The sequence below is a fragment of the Rhodococcus sp. NPDC059179 genome, assembly GCF_042754885.1.
In the GTDB taxonomy this organism is placed as follows: domain Bacteria; phylum Actinomycetota; class Actinomycetes; order Mycobacteriales; family Mycobacteriaceae; genus Rhodococcus_G.
Genome location: NZ_JBHZBV010000006.1, coordinates 227,262 through 250,344, shown reverse-complemented (window position 1 = coordinate 250,344; position 23,083 = coordinate 227,262). Strand labels below are relative to the sequence as shown.

22 protein-coding genes are annotated in these 23,083 nt (G+C 69.8%); 9 read left to right on the top strand and 13 right to left on the bottom strand.

The features are described 5' to 3' along the window. Positions 1-133: 133 nt before the first annotated feature. Positions 134-1,468, bottom strand: coding sequence for an anaerobic C4-dicarboxylate transporter (locus ACFXMV_RS15200; protein ID WP_378503624.1), 1,335 nt, complete (start codon positions 1,466-1,468; stop codon positions 134-136). A 256-nt stretch (positions 1,469-1,724) separates the two neighbouring features. On the opposite strand from ACFXMV_RS15200, the gene ACFXMV_RS15195 reads away from it, so the two are divergent. Further along, a complete protein-coding gene (locus ACFXMV_RS15195; protein WP_378502269.1) occupies positions 1,725-2,162 on the top strand; it encodes a phage holin family protein in 438 nt (145 codons plus the stop codon). A gap of 107 nt (positions 2,163-2,269) precedes the next feature. On the opposite strand, the gene ACFXMV_RS15190 is transcribed toward ACFXMV_RS15195, so the two are convergent. From ACFXMV_RS15190 to ACFXMV_RS15145, 10 genes are all read right to left on the bottom strand, one after another. Next, positions 2,270-3,298, bottom strand: a complete 1,029-nt coding sequence (locus ACFXMV_RS15190) for an alpha/beta hydrolase (RefSeq protein ID WP_378499957.1) — start codon at positions 3,296-3,298, stop codon at positions 2,270-2,272. Positions 3,299-3,861: 563 nt separating this feature from the next. Continuing rightward, positions 3,862-5,487 (bottom strand): chaperonin GroEL, encoded by a 1,626-nt coding sequence (gene groL, locus ACFXMV_RS15185; RefSeq protein ID WP_378499958.1) that lies wholly within the window; start codon positions 5,485-5,487, stop codon positions 3,862-3,864. Between the two features lie 222 nt (positions 5,488-5,709). Next, the gene (locus ACFXMV_RS15180) at positions 5,710-6,225 is read right to left on the bottom strand and encodes a DUF6764 family protein (protein WP_378499959.1); all 516 of its coding nucleotides are present in this window, start codon (positions 6,223-6,225) and stop codon (positions 5,710-5,712) included. A 138-nt stretch (positions 6,226-6,363) separates the two neighbouring features. Continuing rightward, positions 6,364-7,167, bottom strand: a complete 804-nt coding sequence (locus tag ACFXMV_RS15175; protein ID WP_378499960.1) for an HAD-IIA family hydrolase — start codon at positions 7,165-7,167, stop codon at positions 6,364-6,366. 42 nt (positions 7,168-7,209) lie between these two features. Further along, entirely contained in the window at positions 7,210-8,451 is a 1,242-nt protein-coding gene (locus tag ACFXMV_RS15170; protein ID WP_378503623.1) for an arginine deiminase, read from the bottom strand. Between the two features lie 12 nt (positions 8,452-8,463). Beyond that, complete coding sequence (locus ACFXMV_RS15165; RefSeq protein WP_378499962.1) at positions 8,464-9,903, bottom strand: basic amino acid/polyamine antiporter; 1,440 nt, start codon at positions 9,901-9,903, stop codon at positions 8,464-8,466. A 7-nt stretch (positions 9,904-9,910) separates the two neighbouring features. Next, positions 9,911-11,401, bottom strand: a complete 1,491-nt coding sequence (gene nhaC / locus ACFXMV_RS15160) for a Na+/H+ antiporter NhaC (RefSeq protein WP_378499963.1) — start codon at positions 11,399-11,401, stop codon at positions 9,911-9,913. A 122-nt stretch (positions 11,402-11,523) separates the two neighbouring features. After that, positions 11,524-12,531, bottom strand: a complete 1,008-nt coding sequence (locus ACFXMV_RS15155; RefSeq protein ID WP_378503622.1) for a DUF1648 domain-containing protein — start codon at positions 12,529-12,531, stop codon at positions 11,524-11,526. Beyond that, entirely contained in the window at positions 12,528-12,878 is a 351-nt protein-coding gene (locus tag ACFXMV_RS15150; RefSeq protein WP_378503621.1) for a GntR family transcriptional regulator, read from the bottom strand. Before ACFXMV_RS15150 ends, ACFXMV_RS15155 begins: the two co-directional genes overlap by 4 nt. 84 nt (positions 12,879-12,962) lie before the next feature. After that, entirely contained in the window at positions 12,963-13,121 is a 159-nt protein-coding gene (locus tag ACFXMV_RS15145; protein ID WP_378502553.1) for a hypothetical protein, read from the bottom strand. 183 nt (positions 13,122-13,304) lie between these two features. Between ACFXMV_RS15145 and ACFXMV_RS15140 the strand changes: the two genes are divergently transcribed. Both ACFXMV_RS15140 and ACFXMV_RS15135 read left to right on the top strand, forming a co-directional pair. Continuing rightward, the gene (locus tag ACFXMV_RS15140; protein ID WP_378503620.1) at positions 13,305-14,486 is read left to right on the top strand and encodes a PQQ-dependent sugar dehydrogenase; all 1,182 of its coding nucleotides are present in this window, start codon (positions 13,305-13,307) and stop codon (positions 14,484-14,486) included. A gap of 110 nt (positions 14,487-14,596) precedes the next feature. Beyond that, on the top strand, positions 14,597-15,064 hold the full coding sequence (locus tag ACFXMV_RS15135; RefSeq protein WP_378500638.1) for an SRPBCC family protein: 468 nt from the start codon (positions 14,597-14,599) through the stop codon (positions 15,062-15,064). A gap of 3 nt (positions 15,065-15,067) precedes the next feature. Here the strand turns inward: ACFXMV_RS15135 and ACFXMV_RS15130 are convergent, their stop codons facing one another. Both ACFXMV_RS15130 and ACFXMV_RS15125 read right to left on the bottom strand, forming a co-directional pair. After that, positions 15,068-15,835, bottom strand: a complete 768-nt coding sequence (locus ACFXMV_RS15130; RefSeq protein ID WP_378500637.1) for an ankyrin repeat domain-containing protein — start codon at positions 15,833-15,835, stop codon at positions 15,068-15,070. A gap of 2 nt (positions 15,836-15,837) precedes the next feature. Continuing rightward, complete coding sequence (locus tag ACFXMV_RS15125; RefSeq protein ID WP_378500636.1) at positions 15,838-16,431, bottom strand: heme-binding protein; 594 nt, start codon at positions 16,429-16,431, stop codon at positions 15,838-15,840. 218 nt (positions 16,432-16,649) lie between these two features. Between ACFXMV_RS15125 and ACFXMV_RS15120 the strand changes: the two genes are divergently transcribed. The 6 genes from ACFXMV_RS15120 (at position 16,650) to ACFXMV_RS15095 (ending at position 23,081) form a co-directional block, all read left to right on the top strand. Then, a complete protein-coding gene (locus tag ACFXMV_RS15120; protein WP_378500635.1) occupies positions 16,650-17,846 on the top strand; it encodes a sensor histidine kinase in 1,197 nt (398 codons plus the stop codon). Then, positions 17,843-18,469 (top strand): response regulator, encoded by a 627-nt coding sequence (locus ACFXMV_RS15115; protein WP_378500634.1) that lies wholly within the window; start codon positions 17,843-17,845, stop codon positions 18,467-18,469. The genes ACFXMV_RS15120 and ACFXMV_RS15115 overlap by 4 nt, the downstream gene beginning before the upstream one ends. Before the next feature lie 58 nt (positions 18,470-18,527). Then, positions 18,528-18,989, top strand: a complete 462-nt coding sequence (locus ACFXMV_RS15110; RefSeq protein WP_378500633.1) for a hypothetical protein — start codon at positions 18,528-18,530, stop codon at positions 18,987-18,989. 121 nt (positions 18,990-19,110) lie between these two features. Next, positions 19,111-19,824 (top strand): phosphatidylserine decarboxylase, encoded by a 714-nt coding sequence (locus tag ACFXMV_RS15105; protein WP_378500632.1) that lies wholly within the window; start codon positions 19,111-19,113, stop codon positions 19,822-19,824. A 59-nt stretch (positions 19,825-19,883) separates the two neighbouring features. Further along, the gene (locus tag ACFXMV_RS15100) at positions 19,884-20,696 is read left to right on the top strand and encodes a CDP-alcohol phosphatidyltransferase family protein (protein ID WP_378500640.1); all 813 of its coding nucleotides are present in this window, start codon (positions 19,884-19,886) and stop codon (positions 20,694-20,696) included. A 171-nt stretch (positions 20,697-20,867) separates the two neighbouring features. Further along, a complete protein-coding gene (locus ACFXMV_RS15095) occupies positions 20,868-23,081 on the top strand; it encodes an AAA family ATPase (RefSeq protein ID WP_378502165.1) in 2,214 nt (737 codons plus the stop codon). Positions 23,082-23,083 lie beyond the last annotated feature (2 nt).

Here is a 23,083-nt window from a genome sequence, read left to right as displayed (position 1 = left end):
GTGGGGGTGCATTGGGTGGCGGGGGCGGCCACGGCCTGGGGGGGGGGGTCCGGGCCCCGGGGGTCCCCGCGGGGGGCGCGGGCCCCGCGGGCCCCCCCCCCGCCGCTGCACGTTTCGCCACTGCCGGCTCGCGTCAGCCCAGGATGATGCCGAACACCGAACCGGCCGCGATGGTGGTGATGGCCAACACGATCGTCGGGATGAAGAACGAGTGGTCGACCAGCTTGGTGCCGAGTTTGGTGCTGCCCGACTCGTCGAAGTTGGCCGCCGCGATCTGTGATCCGTTGGTGGGCAACAGGTAGATGCCCGCGAAGGCGCCCGCCCACATGCCGGTGAGCAGTCCAGGCGCGAGTCCAGCCGCCAGGCCGATCGGCACGATGGTCCTGGTCGCGGTCGACTGGCTGGTGGTGAGCACACAGACCAGGAAGACACCGAGCGCGAAGATCCACGGCGCGGCGTCGACCCAGTCGCCGACGGTGTTGGTGATCAGCTCCTGATGGGCACTGATGAAGGTGTCGGTGAGCCAGGCGAGACCGAAGAGGGCGATCGCCGAGACCATGCCTGCCTTGAACACCGACGACGTCGGCACGTCCGCCACGTTCGGGCGGCTCACGAGCAGGATCAGGGTGCCGACCAGGAACATGATCATCTCGATGATGGGGGTCATGCCCATCGGCGTCCCGTCCGCCGAATCCGGACGAATCTCCTTGAACAGACCGAAGACCACGATGGCGGCGACGCCGAGCAGGAAGATCACCGCGGCGTTGCGGCCCTGGGTGGACGCCTTCAGCTCGACCTTGCTCATGCCGCCCGCGGGCGCGGCCAGCTCACCGGAGGCGATGCGGGCCTGGATCTCCTGGTCGTCGGCGATGTCCTTGCCGAGGCGGTTCACCACGATCGAGGACAGCACGATTCCGACGATCGCGGCGGGCAGCGTGATCTTGATGATGTCGATCAGTTCGAAGTTGTACGGCGCGACATCGGTGAGGGTGACCATCGCCGCCATCGCCGCCGAGACCGGGCTACACGCCAGCGCGACACCGGTTGCCACCACCGACAGCGAGAGCGGGCGCGAGGGTCGGACCCCGTTGCGGTAGGAGGCGTCGTAGATGACGGGCAGCAGCGGGTACAGGATGTTCGAGGTACCCGCACCGACCGCGAACAGGAACGAGACCAGCGGTGCGATCAGCGTGATCTGCTTGGGGCGCTTGGCAATCAGGTTCGCCGCGATCGACACCATCCAGTCGATGCCGCCCGCCGCCTGCATCATCGACGACGCCAGCACCACCGACAGGATGATCAGCAGCGCATCGACCGGCGGGCTGCCCACATCCTCCCCGAAGACGAAGACCAGCACCGCGACGCCCGCGCCGCCCCACAGACCAAGTGCCACACCGCTCGAGCGGGTGCCCATGACGATGGCACCGAGCACCACGATCAATTCCAGGATGATTTTTACCGCATCCACGCAAGTCCACCTTGTCTACGCACGGCACGTTTGTTGTGTCAAACACTCAATTCGTGATGCTACGGCGCGACGGCGATTTCGGTGGGATCGCGCGCCGCGCCCGGGCCGGTCGGTCCCCCAACGCGTCTCGCGTGCGACAAGCGGGAGCAGCCCAGTTCGGGTAATCCAATAACAGAGCGATAACGTCGACGCATCAATCAATTGTTCCGGCGACAAAAGCCTGATCGCGCCCGGCGCCGGAGTTCATTCTGGCGATATGACCACCTCGAGTTCGACCCCCGCCAAGCTCTGGGTTCCCCGCATCCTGACCGCACTGGTCGCGAACGGCGTCGTGCTGTGGATCGCCGACCTGGTCCTCGGCCGCTTCCACATTTCCTATCCCCTGTGGTTCATCGTCGGCACGATCCTGTTCACGCTGGCGACCCTGTTCGTCAAGCCGATCGTGGCCGGCCTGCTCAGCAACGTGCCGGGGCTGAAGGCGTACACCTGGGTGGTCAACCTGATCGCGACATACGTCGTCCTGCTCATCGTGGTGCTGCTGACGAACGACTTCCAGATCCGGGGCTTCTGGACCTGGGTGTGGGCGACGCTGATCATCTGGATCGGCTCGGTCGTCTACGACGAGTTCGACGACAAGCTCGAGTCGGGCGTGCAGTCGGGCCTGAACAAGGCCACCGGAAACAAGTTCGACTGAATGCCTCGTCGGGGACAGACCCCGTCCCCGACGACAAGACGGCGCCGACCCCGCGCACTCGCGGGATCGGCGCCGTTGGTGTGTCGCCTGAGCGTGTTCGGCCCGAGTTACAGCCCGATCGACGCGGCCAGCATCGGCCACGACTTGTGCAGGTCGTCCTGCCAGTAGCCCCACGAGTGGGTGCCGTTCGGCCGGAAGTCGACGACCGCCGGGATGCCGAGCTCCCCGAGCCGCTTGGAGAGGTTGCTGGTGCAGACCAGGGTCGCGCCCTCGATCAGTCCGCCGAGCAGCGCCTGGTTGGCCAGCCCGGATACGCCGCCGGTCTTCTCCAGGGTGTCATGCTGTCCGGGCAACCCGTTGCCGGTGGAGATGTACAGCTGGGTCCCGCGCAGCTTCTCGGCGTTGATGACCGGGTCGTTCTCGATCCACGCCACGTCGTTCTTCGGTCCCCACATGTTCTCGACCTTGGCGCCGCCACGCGACTCGACGACCAGCTTGATGTAGGCCCGGCCTGGCTCGGTGCTGGTCTCGGCGCAGCCGCTGTAGGTGGCGACGCTCTTGTAGAGGCCGGGGGCCGCGATCGCCATGTTGAGCACGGAGGTGCCGGACATGGAGATGGCTGCGATCGAGTTCACGCCGTTGGCCTTGAACTCGGCGTCGATCAGCGGCGGCAACTCCTTGGTCATGAAGGTCGTCCACTTGTTGCGGCCGAGCTTCGGGTCGTCCTTCTGCCAGTCGGTGTAGTAGCTGAAGGCGCCGCCGACGGGGGTCACCACGTTCACGTTCTTGTCCGCGAAGAACGACGCGACGTCCGAGCGTCGCTGCCAGGTGGCCGAGTCCTCGCCGCCGCCCGCGCCGTTGAGCAGGTACAGCGTCGGCCGCGGCGCGCTGGTGTCCATGGGCCGCTGGACCTTCACCGGAATGGTCTTGTTCATCGCCGCCGAGTACACGTACGCGGTCACCTGACGGCCTGAGCCGTCGATCCGCTCGATCTTCGAGCCCGTCGACGCCGACTTCTCGCCGGCCGGGGCGGCGGAGGCGACCGTGCCCGCGCCGATCAGGGGAAGGATCATCAGGGCCGCTGCGGCCGCTGCCAGCCGCGCCGTGCGGGCGCCTGATCGACGAAGCTTGCTCATATGTGCTGCACCTGACTGTCAAGGGGCCGAGATCGGGATGTTCGATTCTTTTACAGAACGGGGGCCCACACGCAGGTACGCATGGACCCTCGGCTTGCTGCGGGTGATCATACGGAAGACAGCGCTCCCGTGTTGGGTGATCCCGCGCGGACAGTCTCACCCGGAATACGTTCGACTGTCTCCGGAATCGCGAAACTGATCGGCGTGTCGTGGCCGCGTGCCGACAGCACGCAGCGGCCGTGCCCCACCCGGGGCCCGGCCGCTGTGTCGGGGGATCAGCTGAACTTGCTCAGCAGCTGGTAGAGCTCGATGAGCGAGACGATGGTGCTGATGGAACCCATGTGATCCTCCAAGAAAATTGACCTACCGCAGAAACTGCGTGTGACCCCTCGCCACAGACAATGAGGCTAATCGACCAAGCGTCCAAATCGGTGACCTACGTTGGTCGCTTCGGTGAACAACGCGTTTCCGCGGGGAGCCGGGACCACGAGCGAGGCCCGGGCACCCTGTTCGGGTGACCCGGGCCTCGCCGTGTGACGCTGGTGCGCCTGAGGGGCTGTGGACTAGAAGTCCATGCCGCCCATGCCGCCGGTCGGATCGCCGGCGGGCGCTCCGGCCTTCTCCGGCTTGTCGGCGACAACGGCCTCGGTGGTGAGGAACAGCGCCGCGATCGAGGCTGCGTTCTGCAGCGCCGAGCGGGTGACCTTGACCGGGTCGTTGATGCCGGCTTCGAGCAGGTCGCCGTACTCGTTGGTCGCGGCGTTGAGGCCGTGGCCCGCGGGCAGGTTGCGAACCTTCTCCGCGACGACGCCGGGCTCGAGGCCGGCGTTGAACGCGATCTGCTTGAGCGGTGCCTCGAGGGCGACGCGAACGATGTTCGCGCCGGTGGCCTCGTCACCCTCGAGCTTCAGGTCGTCGAGCGCGGGAGCCGACTGCAGCAGTGCCACGCCGCCACCGGCGACGATGCCCTCCTCGACGGCCGCCTTGGCGTTGCGCACGGCATCTTCGATGCGGTGCTTGCGCTCCTTGAGCTCAACCTCGGTCGCGGCGCCTGCCTTGATGACGGCGACGCCACCGGCCAGCTTGGCCAGGCGCTCCTGCAGCTTCTCGCGGTCGTAGTCCGAGTCCGAGGACTCGATCTCGGCGCGGATCTGGCTGACGCGACCGGCGATGGCGTCGGCGTCGCCTGCACCCTCGACGATGGTGGTCTCGTCCTTGCTGACGACGACCTTGCGGGCGCGGCCGAGCAGCTCGAGTCCGGCGGTCTCCAGGGAGAGTCCGACCTCTTCGCTGATGACCTCGCCACCGGTGAGGATGGCGATGTCGGCGAGCTGCGCCTTGCGGCGGTCACCGAAGCCGGGGGCCTTGACGGCGACCGACTTGAAGGTGCCACGGATCTTGTTGACCACCAGGGTGGACAGGGCCTCGCCCTCGACGTCCTCGGCGATGATGACCAGCGGCTTGCCGGACTGGATGACCTTCTCCAGCAGCGGCAGCAGGTCCTTGACCGTGGAGATCTTGGAGCTCACGAGCAGGATGTAGGCGTCCTCGAGGACCGCTTCCTGACGCTCGGCGTCGGTCGCGAAGTACAGCGAGATGAAGCCCTTGTCGAAGCGCATGCCCTCGGTGAGCTCGAGCTGCAGGCCGAAGGTGTTGGACTCCTCGACCGTGATGACGCCTTCCTTGCCGACCTTGTCCATGGCCTCGGCGATGAGCTCACCGATGGACGAGTCGCCAGCCGAGATACCGGCGGTGGCAGCGATCTGCTCCTTGGTCTCGACCTCCTTGGCGGTGTCGAGCAGGCGGGCGGTGACGGCCTCGACGGCCTTCTCGATGCCGCGCTTGAGGCCGAGGGGGTTGGCGCCGGCCGCGACGTTGCGGAGGCCCTCACGAACGAGAGCCTGGGCGAGCACGGTGGCGGTGGTGGTTCCGTCGCCGGCGACGTCGTCGGTCTTCTTGGCGACCTCCTTGACCAGCTCGGCGCCGATCTTCTCGTAGGGGTCCTCGAGCTCGATCTCCTTGGCGATGGACACGCCATCGTTGGTGATCGTGGGGGCGCCCCACTTCTTCTCCAGGACGACGTTGCGACCCTTGGGTCCCAGCGTCACCTTGACTGCGTCGGCGAGGCTGTTCAGGCCACGCTCGAGACCGCGACGGGCCTCTTCGTCGAACGCGATGATCTTGGCCATTGCGAAGTGATCCTCCGGATTGGGGTGACACACCAGGCGACCGCTCGTCGGGTCGCCTCATGACGCATTTACGCCTTCGGCCAGGCTCGGCGCCCGCGACGGACGACCAGGGGTGTCGATGGGATCCCGATCTCACCGTCCCGACCTGGCACTCACATGACGTGAGTGCCAAGTGCCTTTTTAGCACTCAGGGGTGCCGAGTGCAAGGTCGGAGCGGGTCGATCAGCGCAGCGCGCAGACCGCGCCGGTGGTCAGGTTCACGGCAAAGGACAGCGGGCCGACACACTTGACGCCGGACGCCTCCGCCGTCGCCCCGGAACCCCAGCCCGCCACCGCGATGGTGGTGTTGCCGTTCGACGCGTTCGAGTGCGAGATGCCGCCGCCGATGGCGTACGCGTGCGCGGCGCCCGCCCCGCGCGAGGAACTGAGCGCGACGCCGTAGCCGGTGGCGAAGCTGTTCGCGGAGCCGCCGTTCGCGACGCTCACCGCGGTCCCACTGTCACTCGCGGTCGCGCCCGCGTTGCCGACGGTCGCGGTGGCGCCGCAGCTCGCGTCGCCGATGACCCTGATGTCGTTCGCCGAGGGCGGCGAGGCGCACCCGACCTGTGCGGCGGATGCGACGCCGGAGCCCGCGACCGCCAGGCCCCCGGCGATCGCTATGCCGACCGCCAGACTCGCGCCCGCGCGGGTGATCGACGGAATGAGGCTGCGGACGCGGGGGCTGAGCTGAATCGACACGGAACTCCTCGAAAGCAGAACGAACGGATACCGACGCGACGGTACCCAAGACTCGACGTGCAGCGGCCTGATCGGCAGATCTCGATTCGGCACCGGTTTTCGCGTGGACCCGCGACCGGCGCGGGCCCACCCGCTACCTCAGCGCCGCAGCCCGACGAGCAGCTCGGGCAGGTCCGCGACCGAGCCGACCACATGATCGGGGGCCTCGCCCGCGTCCAGGACGGACTGCCGGAACTTGCCGGTGCGCACCAGCACCCCGATGAATCCGGCGCGCTGGGCCGCCAGAACGTCGTTCTGGAGGTCGTCGCCGATCATCACCGTGCGGTCGGGCGGGGTCCCCATCAGCCCGGCTGCCGCGAGGAACCCGGTCGGCGACGGCTTGCCGACCACCGCGACGCGGGCGTTGCCCGCCGCCTCCAGGCCAGGCAGGTAGGCGCCGGTGTCGATGCGGATGCCGTCGGAGGTGGCCCAGGTCAGTCCGCCCTGCATGGCGACCACCGGAACCCCGCCCTGCATCAGCCCGACCACGCGGCTCAGCGTGGCATGGTCGAACTCGGGTCCGGCCCCGCCGAGGACCACCACCTCCGGGTTGCGGGTGTCGAACTCGATGCCCGCCATGTCCCCGGCGATGTCGCCGTGGTTGATCAGCAGGCAACGCCTGCCCGGATGGACCTCGCGGAGATGTTCGGCGGTGAGCGCCGCGGCCGTGACGATCTCGCGTGCGTCGACCGCCATCCCGCAGTCGCGCAGTGCCGCGGCGATCTCGGCCCGCGTCCTGGAGGTGGTGTTGGTGAGGAAGGCGCGCGCGATCCCGCGGTCGCGGACGGCTGCGAGGGCCTCGGCGGCGCCCGCGAGGGGTTGCCACGAGGTGACCAGCACCCCGTCGATGTCGAACAGCACCCCCTCGACCGGACCCGCGGGCCGCGGCGGACTCCCGTTCACGTGACCCTCCCGTGCACTGCGACGTTCGGTCCTGTTATCGAGTCAGAACTCGACGGCGTCGCGCACGATCGGGCACGTCATGCAGTGCCCGCCGCCGCGGCCGCGCCCGAGTTCGGCGCCGACGATGGTGATGACCTCAACGCCCTGCTTGCGCAGCGCGGCGTTGGTGTGGGTGTTGCGGTCGTAGGCGAACACCACGCCCGGCTCGGCGGCGACGAGGTTGTTGCCGCTGTCCCACTGCTGACGCTCGTTGGCGTAGAAGCCGCCGCCGGTCGGGACCACGCGCAGCTTGTCGAAGTTCAGCGCCTCGGCGACCACGTCGACGAACGGCTTGCTCTCCTCGACGACCTCAGGGACGCCCCTGTCGCCGGGACGCAGTGAGAAAGTGTGGATGCCGTCGACGATGTCCGGGAACACGGTGACCAGGTCACGGTCGGCGAAGGTGAAGACGGTGTCCAGGTGCATTGCGGCGCGCAGTTTCGGCATGCCCGCGACGACGACCCGTTCGGCGGCGCCCGCGTCGAACAGCGACTGCGCGACCTGGGTGACGGCCTGCCGGGAGGTGCGTTCGCTCATCCCGACGAGTACCGCGCCGTTCCCGATCGGCATCACGTCGCCGCCCTCGAAGCTGGCCAACCCCCAGTCCTGCTCGGGGTCGCCCCACCAGATCTTCGCCCCGGTGAAGTCCGGGTGGAAGGTGTAGATCGCCTTCATCAGCAGGGTCTCGTCGTGCCGCGCCGGCCAGTACAGCGGGTTGAGGGTGACGCCGCCGTAGAGCCAACAGGTGGTGTCGCGGGTGTAGAGGGTGTTCGGCAGCGGCGGCATCAGGTACTCGCGGACCCCGGACTGCTCACGGGCGAGCGCGAAGTAAGCGGGCCGGAAGTCGGCGGGCAGGTCCGAGGTCGCCAGGCCGCCGATCAGATACTCGGCGAGCCTTCGGTTGTCGAGCTGGTCGAGGTAGGCCCGGACGTCGTCGACCAGGCCAAGGCCCACCTCGTTCGCGACGATCTTGCGGTCCAGCAGCCACTGCTTGGCCCCCGGCACACCGAGGGTGTCGGCGAGCAGGTTGTGCAGCTCGACGACCTCGACGCCACGATCGCGCATCTTCGTCATGAAGTCGAAGTGGTCGCGCTTGGCGTTCTGCACCCAGAGCACGTCATCGAAGAGCAGGTCATCGCAGTTGGTCGGGGTGAGTCGCTCGTGCGCGAGGCCCGGTGCGCAGACCAGGACCTTGCGCAAGGTGCCGACCTCGGAGTGGACACCGAAGGTTGCGGGTGCAGTCATCGTTTCGCTCTCCTAGATGGTGATGGCGCCGGTCGCGAGACCGACGATTCCGGCGATGGCGCCCAGGGCCACAACGGCGAACAGTGCCGCCTCCCAGGGCGAGAACAGTCGCTTGCCTGCCTCCCGGCGGGTCAGCGCGAACAGGATCGTGCCGGGGGCGTAGATGATGCACGAGAGCAGCAGGAACTCGAGACCGGCCGCGACGATCATGAATGTCGTGTAGAAGGTCGCGATGCCTGCGAACACCAGCTCCTTGGTACGCCGCTCCGGCTGCAGTTCGTCGTAGGTCTCCCTGGTCCACCCCAGCTTGAGCGCGTAGGCCGCGGCCAGCAGGTACGGCACCAGCGACAGCGAGCTGCACAACTTGAGTGTGAAGGTGAACGCGTCGTCGGAGAACAACGTCGTCAGCAGCACCAGCTGGATCAGGACGGAGGTGAATACGAGCGCGATCACCGGGACGTTCCTGCCGTTGACCCGGCTCAGGAAGGACGGCATGTCCCGGTCCTTCGCGGCGACGAACAGCACCTCGGCGGCCATCAGCGTCCACGCCAGGTAGGCGCCGAGCACCGAGATGATCAGGCCGATGCTGATGAACCAGGCGCCCCACGCGCCGACCGCGGACTCGAACACCGGCGACATCGACGGCTGCTGCAGGGTGGCGAGCTGGTCGCGGGGCATGATGCCGAACGACACCATGGTCACCGACGCGAAGATCGCGAGCACGCTGAGGAAGCCGAGCACGGTGGCGCGGCCGATGTCCTCGCGGCGGCGGGCGTAGCGGGAGTACACGCTGGCGCCCTCGATGCCGAGGAACACGAAGACCGTCACCAGCATGGTGGCGCGCACCTGCTCGAACAGCGGCTGTGAGTAGGCGTCGCCGCCGAAGAAATTGTCGGCGAAGATCCCGGCGTCGAAGAAGAACAACAGGATCACGATGAAGAACAGGATCGGCACCAGCTTTGCGACGGTGACGATCTTGTTGATGGTGGCGGCCTCCTGCACGCCGCGCAGCACCATGAAGTGGAAGGCCCATATGCAGACGGTCGACAGCAGCACAGCCCAGATCGTGTTGCCCTCACCGAAGATCGGTAGGACCTGCCCGAGAGTCGACTTGATCAGCACCCAATAGCTGACGTTGCCGACGCAGGCACTGGCCCAGTAGCCGAACGCGGAAAAGAAGCCGAGGTACTCGCCGAACCCGGCCTTCGCGTAGGCGTAGACGCCTGCGTCGAGGTCGGGTTTGCGGACGGCGAGGGTCTGGAATACGAACGCCAGCATCAACATTCCGGTTCCGGCGATGGCCCAGGCGATCAGCGCGCCGAAGCCGCCGGTGGCCTGACCGAAGTTGCGGGGCAGCGAGAATACGCCTGCGCCGACCATCGAGCCGACCACCATCGCCGACAAGGTCAGCAGCGGCATCTTCTTCGTCGACGTCTCTTCCGCGGTTGTCATGGCACCACTACTCCCCAATTTCGTTGGCGTCGCCGGCCTGTCGGCTCTCGGGCGGGGCGATCTTCTCGACCTTGAACCCGGTGATCCCGTACGCCACGCTCAGCAGCGGGCTGATGATGTTGAACAGCGCGTACGGCAGGTACAGGATCGTGGACACACCAAGGGCCGCACCCATGAACGCGCCGCACGAATTCCACGGCACCAGCGGCGAGGTGACGGTGCCGCTGTCGGCGGCCAGCCTGGACAGGTTGGTCGGCGCCAGGCCGCGCTCGGCGAATTCGGCCCGGAAGATCCGGGCGGGCAGAACCAGCGCAATGTACTGATCGCCTGCAACCATGTTCAGTCCCAGCCCGCACCCGAACACCGTCACGTACAGCCGCCCGGTCGTCCGCGCACGGAAGAGCAGTGGATCGATCAGCCGCGCGATGAGTCCGAAGCGCTCGAGGATTGTGCCGAAGGTGACCGCAGCGATGATCAGCCACAGGGTGGGCAGCATGCTGTCCATTCCGCCCCGGCTGAGCAGGCTGTCGACGTCGGCGACACCGGAGTCGATGGTGAATCCGTTCGCGACGGCCATCCACGTGCCACGGATCGTCGACTCGACGGTATTGGTTGCGCCCGAGAACTCTTGGGTCACGGCGGGCTGGGTGAATGCGGAGAGTAGTCCAGCGAACAGCGCCGAGAGGATCAGCGCCATCGACGCTGGAACCTTGCGGACAGACAGCACGACGAGCAGCAGCAGCGGAAGCAGGTTCCACGCGCTGATGTTGTAAATGTCCCCGAGAGCGGTGAGTTCACTCGCGGTCGCGACGGTGTCGTTGGCCTCCGGGCCGAACAGTCCCAACACGAAGAACCCGACGCACGCGATCACGAACGCAGGCACCGATGTCCACGCCTGCCGTTTGATGTGCTCGTAGGTGTCCACCTCGACCATCTGCGCGGTCAGGATGGTGGTCTCCGACAGGGGGGACAGCTTGTCGCCGAGGTAGGCGCCTGAGATCACCGCGCCTGCCGTGATGGCGGGCGACACCCCGAGCATCACGGCGATGCCGACCAGGCCGACGCCGATGGTGCCCGCGGTGGTCCACGAACTCCCGATGCTCATGGCGATGACGCCGCAGATCAGCGCCGCCGCAAGGTAATACCAGGACGGCGACAGGACCTGGATGCCGTAATAGACAAGAGTCGGGATGGTGCCCGACATGTTCCACGTACCGATCAGCGCACCGACCGCGAGCAGGATGAACATCGCCGAAGTGATCGACGACAGTGCCGCCTGCCCGGCCTCCTGCACTTCGACCCAGCTGTGCCCGTTCTTCAGCGCGATCAGCGCGGCGATCATCGCGCATACGACCATCGCGGCCTGCAGCGGACCATCCAACGCATCGAGACCGAACAGGGCCAGCGACCCGCCGATGAGCACGGCAAGCGCTGCCAGCGGAACTATCGCATCGAGCAACGACGGCTCCCGAATCCGCCGATCGTCGATTACACCCATCCCGCCCCCGCCAGATAGTGCTTGTTCCTCAGCGGAACACTATTCGATCGGGACCGTAACGATAGGTCGATCGCGCCACGTGTCTTTCCGAGTCCGACGGCTCCGCCGCGGCCCACCGAAGCTCAGCGTCGCGCGCGCTCCCTGGCGGCGAGGGCATTGAGTACCGCCGCGGCCTGCTCGGCGCCGTCCACGGTGACGGTGAACCGGGAGCCGTCGCCGCGGGTGACGCGCAACGCGGGCCCCGGCCGGACGATGAGCCCGACGCCGCCGGGGCCGACGCGATAGCCGAAGCCGCCGAACCTGTTGAGCAGTCCGATCTTCACGACATCCGCCTCCGCGACCTCGACGAGCGGGATGCGCCTGCGGGTTCCGGTCAGCGGAGATCTCGTCTGCACTCCGCGGTCGTCGACCACGACCCGAACCGGGGACAGCGCGAGGGCCATCAGCGCGCCGCCGACCACGGTGCTGACGATCACGCCCAACACCATCACCGCGGAACTACTGGACGCGGAGATGATCACCACGGTGATCACGATCGGCGCCAATGCGACCGCGACCGCGATCCACCACGGCATGGCCGCCGAACCCGACCAGACCACCCGCTCGCTGTCTCCCAGCGGAATCCGGGGCGCGTCGGCGGGCGGCGCGGCCTGCGCGACGGAGGGACCGGGAGCAGGCAGCAACGCGAATGCGATGGCCGCGCCGACCAGGCCGATTCCCGCCACGAGCAGCAGCCACCAGCCGTCGAGCGACGCCGTCGACGCATCCGCGAGCCCGCGCTGCGGGGCGAGCATCGCGATCGGCACCGTGGCGATCGCGGCGCCGGTGCCCGCGCTGACCGCCGCACCGACCCGGGCCCCGCGCCGGTCCCGGGTGAGCGCCAACTGGAGCAGGCACAGCACCAGGGCGACCGCGACACCGGACAGCGACGCCCACCGCACGGCATCGAGCGAGGCGAACCCGTCGGCATCCATACCGGGGCCGAAATGCACGGCGACGGGATTCGGCAGCCGGTCGGCCCAGGCACCGATCACCGCGGCAGCGGCGGCGGCCGCCACCAGAGGGGGCGTCAGCGCACCCGCCAGGGCGCGCGGCCAGGACACCAGTGGCGTCGACGTCGAGCTGGTCATGTCATCTCCTTCTTCACCAGGTCCGCGAGTTCCCCCGCGCCGATCCCGTGCCGCCTCGCCTCCGCGACGAGGTCCCGGATCGCCTCCTGCAGCCGCCCGCGCGTGGTCGCGTCGGCCGTCACCACCGCGCCGCGGCCGCGCCGCAGCTCGATCAGGCCCTCGTCGCGCAGCATTTGGTAGCCCCGCAGCACGGTGTGGACGTTGAGGTCGAGCGAGGCCGCCAGGTCGCGGGCCACCGGGAGCCGCTCACCGGGAGCCGCGGTTCCATCGGCGATGGCCCTACGCACGCTCGCGGCGACCTGTTCATAGAGCGGCCCCGCCGCGGTCTGGTCGATCCGGATCAGCACGAGTTCATTCTATTGTTCTAGCTCCAATAGAACAACTTGCCGGTAGAAGATCCCCGCACGCTTCAGCGGCGGGGCGGCGGGCGGTCAGAACCGCCCGCGGTGGATGGCCTCGATCTCGCCCTGGGTCAGCAAACGCTCGAGCTTCTCGCTCGGCCAGGACTTCGGGCGACCCTTCATCCGGGCCGACTCGAGGATCGGGACGGACTCATGTCGCGCGTGATGGAGAACGACTGGGATCTTCACGACGGATCACTCCGGTGGCTGGCTTGATTCTTTCGTTGCGTGGATACCCTTCTCATCGTCCATCATCCACCCGGCATTACAGCGATATCCACCCCCTGTCGAGGGCTTCTCCCCCGCCCCGCCGGGTTCGTCGCGGCGATACCCTGGAACCAGCCCCTGAACCCGCCGAGTCGGAGGTGGTCTGTGCGCGAACGATCCGCCGCACTGGCCCTCGCCCTGCTCATCGCCGGCTGCGCGACCACCACCGACACCCCCGCCCCCACCGGCGCCGAGCGGACCACCACCGTCGCGACCGGCCCCGTCGCGACCGGCCCCGTCGCGGCCGCCCCACCGGCGGTCGAGGTGACCGAACTCCTGACCGGGCTGAACAAGCCGTGGGATGTCGCGGTCGCGCCGGACGGCACCATCCTCACCGGACAGCGCGGCGGCGGTTTCGTCGCGCGACGACCCGACGCCTCGGTCACCGAGCCGACCGCCGATCTGTCCGACCTCTACGTCTCCGGGGAGACCGGACTGATGGGAATCGCGCTCGATCCGGCGTTCGCGAGCACCCGCAGGCTGTTCACCTGCCAGGGACACCGAGACGACGACACGACCGACGTCCGATTGCTGTCCTGGACGGTTGACGAGTCCTGGACCTCACTGACCAGGACTTCCGTGGTGCTGTCCGGCCTGCCCAGCGCGGGCGGGCGGCACGCCGGCTGCCGGATCCTCCCGGCGCCGGACGGCACCCTGTTCGTCGGTACCGGCGACGCCAAGCTGCCCACGGTCCCGCAGGACCTCGGCTCGCTGGGCGGCAAGGTGCTGCACATCAACGCCGACGGATCCCCCGCGGCAGGGAACCCCGACCCGACCAGTCCCGTCTACACCCTCGGGCACCGCAACGTGCAGGGGCTCAGCTTCCGGCCGGGCAGCGGACAGCTGTACTCGGTGGAACAGGGGACCCACCGCGACGACGAGGTGAACCGGCTCGTGCCCGCGGGCAACTACGGTTGGCGCCCCGACCTCGAGCCCGACCGGTACATCGAGGCGGTGCCGATGACCGACCACGACCGCGTTCCCGGCGCTCTCGACGCGGTGTGGAGCTCGGGCATGACCACCCTCGCCACCGCCAGCGGATCGTTTCTCCTCGGCCCCGGCTGGGGCGACTGGTCGGGCGCGCTCGCGGTCGGGACGCAGCAGGGCGAGAAGGTTCTGCTGCTGGGACTCACGCCGGACGGGCTCGGGGTGGAGCGGCAGGCCTCGCTGCTCGACGGGCAGTACGGTCGGATCCGCACGGTCAGCGGACAGCCGGACGGTTCGCTGCTCGTCACCACCGACAACGGGCGCGACGACGTCGTGCTCCGGCTGACGCCCCGCCCGTGACTCCGAGGCCTTGACGCCGAGGCCTTGACGAACGCCCACGATCCGGCAAAATACCCGTAACGGTGCGTATCACTAACACGCTCCACCCTCTAAGAACCGGAGAAGACCCAGTGACGAACACCCTCGAAGCGAGCATCGAGATCGACGCACCCCCCGCCGCGGTGTGGGCCGTGGTCTCTGACCTCAAGCGAATGGGCGAGTGGAGCCCGCAGTGCCGCCGGATGCACGTCTTCGGTGAGGTCACGCACGGCACCAAGACGTTCAACCTGAACAAGAAGGGCCTGCTGGTCTGGCCGACCACCTCGAAGGTGGTCCGCTTCGAGCCGAACAAGGCGATCGCGTGGCGGGTCGCCGAGAACCACACCATCTGGACCTACTCGCTCGAGGCCACCGCCACCGGCACTCGCCTCACCGAGCGTCGCGAGGCGCCGACCGGCACCACCAAGCTCTCGTCGTTCCTGGTCGACAAGTTCATGGGCGGCACCGCGGACTTCGAGGTCGACATGGTCAAGGGCATGAACACCGGCCTCGCCCGGATCAAGTCGGCCGCGGAGTCGAAGGCGGCCGCCAGGGCCTGACCCTCAGCGTTCTCCCCTCAGCAGCGCCGCGACCTCGTGTTGGTCGCGGCGTTTCGCGTTGTCCAGGGCGGTCCGACCGTTCGAGTCCTCGATCGCGGGGTCGGCGCCCGCCTCGAGGAGTTGCGCGATCACGTCGAGGTAGCGAGCCGACCCGTCGCCGTAGACGATCGCCTCCTGCAGCGCGGTCCAGCCCGGTTCGTTGACATGATTGACCGGCACGCCCGCCCGGATCAGTGTCCGCACCGTCGAGGTGTGCCCGTGCTCGGACGCCGGGATCAGCGCGGTGCCGCCGTACCGGTTGGTGGCGATCACCTCCGCGCCGTGCGCCAGCGTCAACGCCAGGATCTCGTCGTATCCCTCCGCGCCCGCGTACAGGAACGCCGAGTCCTCGATGGCGTCCTTGGCGTTCACGTCGGCCCCCGCCTCGACGAGCAACCGCGCCGCGTGCACCGAGTTCGACTTCGCCGCGGCCACCAGCGGCGTCTGCCCGCCGTCGCCGCGGGCCTCGATGGCCGCGCCGCGGGCCAGCGCGGCGCGCACGGCGGCGGCATCGTCGGCCCGGACGGCCGCGAACAGCGCCCGCTCGAGTTCCGGGGTCGAGACGAGCGGGACGTCGGACGACGGCGCAGCTGCGGACGCCGACGGCGCGGACGCGGGCACCGTCGGCGGCGGGGCACCGACCGCCGGGTCCTGCCCGCCGCATGCGGCGCAGGCGGCCACCGCGGCGACGAGGACGACGGCGGCCGACGCGCGCCTCATCACAGAGCTCATGCCTACTGCAGCGACTGCGCGATGGCGTCGAGACCGGCTGCGGCGCAGGCCTGATCGGCCATGCCGTCCGGTGCCCCGCCGACACCGATGCCCGCGATGGATGCGTTGCCGACCTTCACCGAGACGCCGCCGGGCAGGAACAGGGTGCCGTCGAGATCCGCGACGGTGGCGCCGTCACCCTTCGCACGGCCGGCCAGGTCGCTGGTATTGGCTCCGAAAGCCGCTGCCGTGTAACCCTTCTGGCGCGCCGCCTCGACCGTGTGCTGGGCCGCGTTGTCACCGCGCAGCATCGCCTGCACGTTGCCGTTGCGGTCGACCACCGACACGGTGACGAAGCCGAGGCCATCGGCCTGGCACTTCGCGAGCGCGGCCTCCGCGGCCCTGCCCGCGGCCGCGACCGTCAACCGGTTCGCGGTGGCCGTGCCCTTGGCGGCCTGATCGCCGGCAGTCGGGGCCACGGCGGCGGCGGTGGTGGCGACCGGGGTGGCCGACGCCGCCGTCTCGTCGATGCCGCTGCCGCACGCCGCGGTGGCGAGGATCGCCGCAAGCGGGACGGCGACGGCAAGGGCCTTGGGCAGTCGGCGGGAGAGGTTCATCTGGGGGCCTTTCTGTTGTGGCGTGACCGCATGTGCGCGCTCTGCACCCCGATCGGGGTACCGATCACGCACGGTCCGGGCTGACGGATTCCAGCCTCGCCGCTCGCCCCACCCACCCGCATCGGGCGCACGTCTGCCTCCCCGTCACCCGTCCGGGGGCGCCGAGATCATCCGAATGGCCGATCCGGCGACGTCGCCCGCTCCGTAAGATCGGGCCGATGCCCAGTCCCGACACCGCTCGCCGCCGCGACGACCAGGTCCCCCGCGACCGGGACTTCCGCGGACCGATCGACGTCGCGATCCACGTCTCGTTCTATGTACTGCTGGCGACCTCGACCGCCCGCTACCTGACCTATCACGGCGTCAGCGGCCGGTTCGTCATCGTCGCGGCCCTGATCGTCGCGCTGGCCGCGCTCTACGCCGTGACCGTGGCCCTGTCCCGCCGGGCCGCCGCATGGCAGCCCTGGGTGTGGCCGGTGCTGACCACCTGGGCGGTGCTCGTGTGGCTGGCACCGAGCTTCGCGTGGTGCGCGTTCCCGATGTTCTTCCTCTGCACCCGCGCGTTCTCGAACCGGACGGCGTACCTGATCGTCGCGGCGCTCGCCGTGATCACCAGCATCGCCTTCTTCAACTTCAGCGGCCGCACCGAGTGGGCCGTGCTGATCGGCCCGATCTGCACCGGCGCCCTCGTCGTGATCGCGTACAGCCAGATCGAACGGGACAGCCGGGAACGCGTTCGGCTGCTCGAGCAGGTCGCCGAGGCGAAGTCGCGGCTGGCCGAGACCGAACGCGCGGCGGGCGTGCTGTCCGAACGCGAACGTCTTGCTCGCGAGATCCACGACACCGTCACCCAGGGCCTGACCAGCGCCCTGCTGCACCTGGAGGCCGCGGACCTGGCCTGGGACCAGCCGCGCTCGCCCGCGCGGCGGGAGGTGCGGACCGCGACCGCGTCGCTGCGCGAGAACCTCGCCGAGACCAGGAACCTGGTGCACTACCTCGCCTCCCCGAACCTCGAGACGCAGGCCCTGGACGCGGCCCTGCTCAGCGCCGCGCGCGGCCATTTCCCGTCAGCGCAACTGCGGGTGATCGGGACCCAGGTCCCGCTGCCGGCGGAGGTCGGACACGCACTGCTGCGGATCACCCAGAGCGCGGTCTCGAATGTGTCGCGGCACGCGGACGCGCAGACTCTGGGGGTGACCCTGACCTATCTGCCCGGCGCCGTCGCGCTCGACGTGTTCGACGACGGGCGCGGCTTCGCGGCCGATGCCGTCGGCGACCATTCCCCCGCGGGCGGGTTCGGCCTGCGCGCGATGCGGCAACGGGCTGAGGCGCTCGGCGGCACGCTCACCGTGGAGAGCTCCCCCGGCGAGGGCACCGTCGTCGCCGCCCAGATCCCCTCCGGGGGCGCGGCATGAGCGCGATCACCGTGATGCTGGTGGACGACCATCTGGTGGTCCGGGCCGGTCTGCGCGCCCTGCTGGACTCGCAGCCCGACCTGGAGGTGATCGGCGAGGCCGATTCCGGCGAGCAGGCCGTGGACATGGCCGAGACGGTGGGGCCGCGGCTTGTCATGATGGACCTCGCGCTTGGCGCGGGCATCGATGGCGTCGAGGCAATCCGCCGGATCCGCGCGGCCCGCCCCACGCTGCCGGTGCTGGTGTTCACCACCTACGACACCGACGCCGACGTGGTCAGGGCCATCGACGCGGGCGCCATCGGCTACCTGCTCAAGGACTCGGCGCCGCAGGAGATCTTCGCCGCCATCCGCGGCGCGGTCGCGGGCCAGAGCGTGCTGTCGCCGCCGGTGGCGTCGCGGCTGCTGCATCAGATGCGGCGGCCCGACGAGGCGCTCACCGCGCGCGAGGCCGAACTGCTCACCCTCCTCGCCGAGGGCCTGACCAACAAGGAACTCGGCAAGCGGCTGTTCATCAGCGAGGCCACCGTCAAGACGCACCTCGCGCACATCTACGCCAAGCTCGGGGTGGACACCAGGGCGGCGGCGGTCTCGGTGGCGCTGCGCCGCGACGGGATCCGCTGACCGCTCGCTGTCGGTGGCCCCGCCTACGGTCGGGTTCCGATCCGACGAAGGGCAGACGATGAGCGAAGCGGACCCGACCATGACCGGCATCATGGCCGCGCAGGACTTGGCGAACGGGGGCGACAAGGCGGGAGCCAGGGCGGCGTTCGCGACGTTGTGGGAGCAGGTCGGGCCCGACGGGGATCCGCTGCACGCCGTGACGCTCGCCCACTACATGGCCGACGTCCAGGACGATCCGGCGGACGAGCTCGAGTGGGACCTGCGCGCGCTGGCGGCGGCCGACACGCTCACCGACGAGCGCGCCAAGCAGCACCACTCGTCGCTGCAGGTGGCCGGCTTCTATCCGTCGCTGCACCTGAACCTCGCCGCCGACTACGCCAAGCTGGGCGACGCCGACGCGGCACGAGTCCACCTGGAGCGCGCGGAGGCGCGCATCGGGTCGCTGGCGGACGACGGCTACGGCGCGACCATCCGCGGCGGCATCGCCAGGCTGCGGGAACGGCTCACGCAGGCCGGGTGAACCGACCAGGCCCGACGTTCGCCCAGCTCAGCGGCGGCCGGGTCCCCTCACCGGGCCGTCTCGGCTAGCCTGTGGGCGCACGTTTTCGCCGGATAGCAAGACGAAACAGTAAGAGGAGCCCGTGGCCCGCCGCCCCATCCCGATTGGCACCCCGCAAACCACCGGAATCGCGCACGTCGCAGAACTGGTCCGCAACACCGTTCCGCCGCTGCATCCGGCCGGGCTGCCGTTCGTCCTTGCCCCGCTGGCGGTCGCGGTGCTCGGGCGCAAGCGCCCGTGGGTGCGCCGCGCCGGCCTGGCGGCCGCAGGCGCCAGCGCCGCCTTCTTCCGGCACCCGCACCGGGTCCCGCCGAACCGCGCGAATGTCGTGGTCGCCCCCGCCGACGGCGAGGTCGCCCTCGTCGACACCGCAGTCCCGCCCGCCGAGCTGAACATGGGCGACGCCCCGGTCCCCCGGGTGAGCATCTTCCTGTCCGTGTTGGACGTGCACGTGCAGCGCAGCCCCGTCGCGGGCGAGGTGCTCGCCGTGGTCCACAAGCCGGGCAAGTTCCTCTCCGCCGACCTCGCCGAGGCCAGCGACGCCAACGAACGCAATTCGATGCTGCTGCGCACCGAGGCAGGTCACGAGGTCGCGGTGGTGCAGATCGCCGGGCTGCTGGCCCGCCGGATCGTGTGCGACGCCAAGGTCGGCGACCGGCTGCCGATCGGCGACACCTACGGCCTGATCCGGTTCGGATCCCGGGTGGACACCTACTTCCCCCAGGGCACCACCCTGATGGTGGAGCGGGGCCAGCGCGCCGTCGGCGCCGAAACCGTCCTCGCGCAGCTGCCGTGAACACGCCCAAGCGCACCGTCGCCGCGGCTGTGACGGCCAGACGGACGGCCGCGTCCGGACTGTTCCTGCTGCCGAGCACCATCACGATACTCGCGCTGTGCGGCGGCCTGTCGGCGGTGAAGTTCGCCCTCGACGGCAAGCTCGGCATCGCGCTCGCGATGATCGGCGCGGCCGCGGTGCTGGACTCGCTGGACGGCCGCATCGCCCGACTTCTCGACGCCACCAGCAAGATCGGCGCCGAGCTCGACTCGCTGTCCGACGCCATCTCGTTCGGCGTCGCCCCGGCGCTGGTGCTGTACGTGACGCTGCTCGACGGCGGTAGTGCGGGCTGGATCATCGCCCTCGTCTACGCGGTGAGCATCGTGCTGCGGCTGGCCCGCTTCAACACCCTGCTCGACGACGACACGGCACCTGCCTACGCGAGCGAGTTCTTCGTCGGCGTGCCCGCCCCCGCGGGTGCGCTGATCGCGTTGACCCCCCTCGCCGCCTACGTGCAGTGGGGCGACGGCTGGTGGTCGTCGTTCTACGGGGTCGCCGCCTGGACCATCCTGTCCGCCGCGCTGATCGTCAGCCGGGTGCCGACCCTGGCGATGAAGACGTTCGCCGTGCCGAAGCGGATGGCCGCCGCGCTGCTGGTGGTCGTCGCGCTGGTCGCGGCCGCGCTGGTCACCTACCCGTTCGTCCTGATGATCGTGCTGGTCTTCGCGTACCTGGTGCACATCCCGTTCGCGGTCCGCTCCAAGCGGTGGGTCGCCGCGCGCCCCGAGGTCTGGGACGTCAAACCCGCCGAGCGGCGGGCAATCCGCCGGGCCCCCGCGGGCGACCGGAGCCGCGTCTCCGCCGCCCGGCTCGGACTGCGCCGGCCGCGGTAGTCCAGCCCCGCGGCCGCTCACCCGATCGGCCGCACACCCCTTTTGGCGAGGGCACACACCGGTTCACCCGTGAACCGGTGTGTGACCCCGTCAATGCGTGTGTGATCTCGACGGATCCCCGCGAAGCCGGGCGATCCCGGGTGACCCGATCCGCGCACTAGGCTGGCGACCGTGAACTCTCCGGAACTCGCGCTCACCGCCCGGCTGAACACCTCCGCCGCCGACGCGCGTCGCGGGGTGGTGCGGTTGCACCCCGAGGCACTGGCCGCGCTGGGGCTGCGCGAGTGGGACGGAGTCGCCGTGATCGGCGCCAGGCGCACCGCCGCCGTGGTCGCGGTGGCCCCCAAGTCCACCCCGACCGGTACCGCGCTGCTCGACGACGTCACCCTCTCCAACGCCGGGCTCAAAGAGAATGCGCGCGTGGTGCTCTCACCCGTGACGGTGTACGGCGCCAGGTCCGTCGCCGTCACCGGGTCGGCCCACGCCGCGGCGTCCATCCCCGACACCACGCTCCGGCAGGCGCTGCTCGGCAAGGTGCTCACCGTCGGCGACACCGTCTCGCTGCTCCCCCGCGACCTGGGCCCCGGCACCAGCACCGCGGGCGCGACGCAGTCGCTGGCGCGCACGTTCGGTGTCGCCTGGACCTCGGAGCTGCTCACCGTGACGGCCGTCGAACCCGCGGGACCGGTGAGCGTGCAACCCAATTCGGCGGTCAGCTGGGGCACCGGTGCCGCTACGACGCCGACAGCTCGACCCGGGGACGGGGCCGGCACCGCTCCGGTCCCCACGCCCTCGCCCTCCCCCTCGCCTGCGCCCGTACCGGTGGCCGACCTGGTCGGCGTGGGCGCCCAGGCCGCCAAACTCGGCGAGTGGCTGAAGCTGGCATTGGACGAGCCGGAACTGCTGCACACGCTTGGGGCGTCGCCGCATCTCGGCGTGCTCATCACCGGGCCCGCGGGGGTGGGCAAGGCGACGCTGGCGCGGGCGGTCCTGGCCGAGCGCGCCGTGGTCGCGCTGGACGGCCCCGGCGTCGGCGCGCTCGACGCAGCCACCCGGTTGCAGCGGGTGACCGACGCGGTGGCCCGCCTCACCGGCGCCGCGGCCGGGGAACCGCACGAGCGCGGGGTGCTGCTCATCACGGACATCGACGCCCTGCTGCCCGGCGAGCCGGAACCGGTCTCCACGCTGATCCTCGACGAGCTGCGTCGCGCGGTGGACACCCCGGGGGTCGCGTTCGTCGCGACCACCGCGCACCCCGATTCGCTCGACGACCGGGTCCGCGGCCAGGACCTGTGTGACCGCGAACTAACGGTGGCGCTGCCCGACGGCGCGCTGCGCAGGTCGCTGCTGGAACTGATGCTGCGCAGGGTCCCGACCACCGACCTCAAGCTGGACGAGATCGCAGGGCGGGCACCGGGTTTCGTCGCCTCCGACCTCGCCGCCCTGGTCAGGGAGGCCGCGCTGCGGGCCGCCGCGAGGGCCAGCAGCAGCGGGGAGGACCCGAACCTGCGGCAGGAGGACCTGATCGGCGCCCTCGAGGTGATCCGCCCGCTGTCGCGTTCGGGGACGGAGGAGCTGGCGATCGGCAGCCTCACCCTCGACGACGTCGGCGACATGGTCGAGACCAAGCAGGCCCTCACCGAGGCGGTGCTGTGGCCGCTGCAGCACCCGGATTCCTTTGCCCGCCTTGGTGTGGACCCGCCGCGGGGGGTGCTGCTGTACGGCCCGCCCGGCTGCGGCAAGACGTTCGTGGTCCGCGCCCTCGCCAGCTCCGGCCAGCTCAGCGTGCACGCCGTCAAGGGCGCCGAGCTGATGGACAAGTGGGTGGGTGCCTCGGAGAAGGCGGTGCGCGAGCTGTTCCAGCGGGCCCGCGACTCGGCTCCCTCACTGATCTTCCTCGACGAGGTGGACGCCCTGGCCCCGCGCCGCGGGCAGAGCTCCGACTCGGGCGTCACCGACCGGGTGGTGGCGTCGCTGCTCACCGAACTCGACGGCGTCGAACCGCTGCGCGACGTGGTGGTGCTCGCGGCCACCAATCGCCCGGACCTGATCGACCCGGCGCTGCTGCGGCCCGGCCGGATCGAGCGACTGGTGTTCGTGCCGCCGCCGGATGCGGAGGCGCGCAAGCAGATTCTGCAAACCTCCGGGAAGTCGATCCCGCTCGAGGCGGATGTCGACCTCGACGCGCTCGCCGAGGATCTCGAGGGCTACTCGGCGGCGGACTGCGCGGCGCTGCTGCGGGAGGCGGCGCTGGCCGCGATGCGCCGCAGCGTCGACGCGGCGGACGTCACCGCGGCCGACGTCGCCGCCGCCAGGCAGGCGGTCCGCCCCTCCCTCGATCCCGAGCAGGTGGCGCACCTCAAGGCGTACGCCGAGAATCGCTGAGG

Coding starts and splice junctions, on each gene's coding strand:
- ACFXMV_RS15125 (WP_378500636.1), bottom strand. CDS start 16,431: ATGAACCTCTCCCGCCGACTGCCCAAGGCCCTTGCCGTCGCCGTCCCG.
- ACFXMV_RS15165 (WP_378499962.1), bottom strand. CDS start 9,903: ATGACAACCGCGGAAGAGACGTCGACGAAGAAGATGCCGCTGCTGACC.
- ACFXMV_RS15170 (WP_378503623.1), bottom strand. CDS start 8,451: ATGACTGCACCCGCAACCTTCGGTGTCCACTCCGAGGTCGGCACCTTG.
- groL (WP_378499958.1), bottom strand. CDS start 5,487: ATGGCCAAGATCATCGCGTTCGACGAAGAGGCCCGTCGCGGTCTCGAG.
- ACFXMV_RS15130 (WP_378500637.1), bottom strand. CDS start 15,835: ATGAGCTCTGTGATGAGGCGCGCGTCGGCCGCCGTCGTCCTCGTCGCC.
- ACFXMV_RS15115 (WP_378500634.1), top strand. CDS start 17,843: ATGAGCGCGATCACCGTGATGCTGGTGGACGACCATCTGGTGGTCCGG.
- ACFXMV_RS15110 (WP_378500633.1), top strand. CDS start 18,528: ATGAGCGAAGCGGACCCGACCATGACCGGCATCATGGCCGCGCAGGAC.
- ACFXMV_RS15120 (WP_378500635.1), top strand. CDS start 16,650: ATGCCCAGTCCCGACACCGCTCGCCGCCGCGACGACCAGGTCCCCCGC.
- nhaC (WP_378499963.1), bottom strand. CDS start 11,401: ATGGGTGTAATCGACGATCGGCGGATTCGGGAGCCGTCGTTGCTCGAT.
- ACFXMV_RS15155 (WP_378503622.1), bottom strand. CDS start 12,531: ATGACCAGCTCGACGTCGACGCCACTGGTGTCCTGGCCGCGCGCCCTG.
- ACFXMV_RS15195 (WP_378502269.1), top strand. CDS start 1,725: ATGACCACCTCGAGTTCGACCCCCGCCAAGCTCTGGGTTCCCCGCATC.
- ACFXMV_RS15190 (WP_378499957.1), bottom strand. CDS start 3,298: ATGAGCAAGCTTCGTCGATCAGGCGCCCGCACGGCGCGGCTGGCAGCG.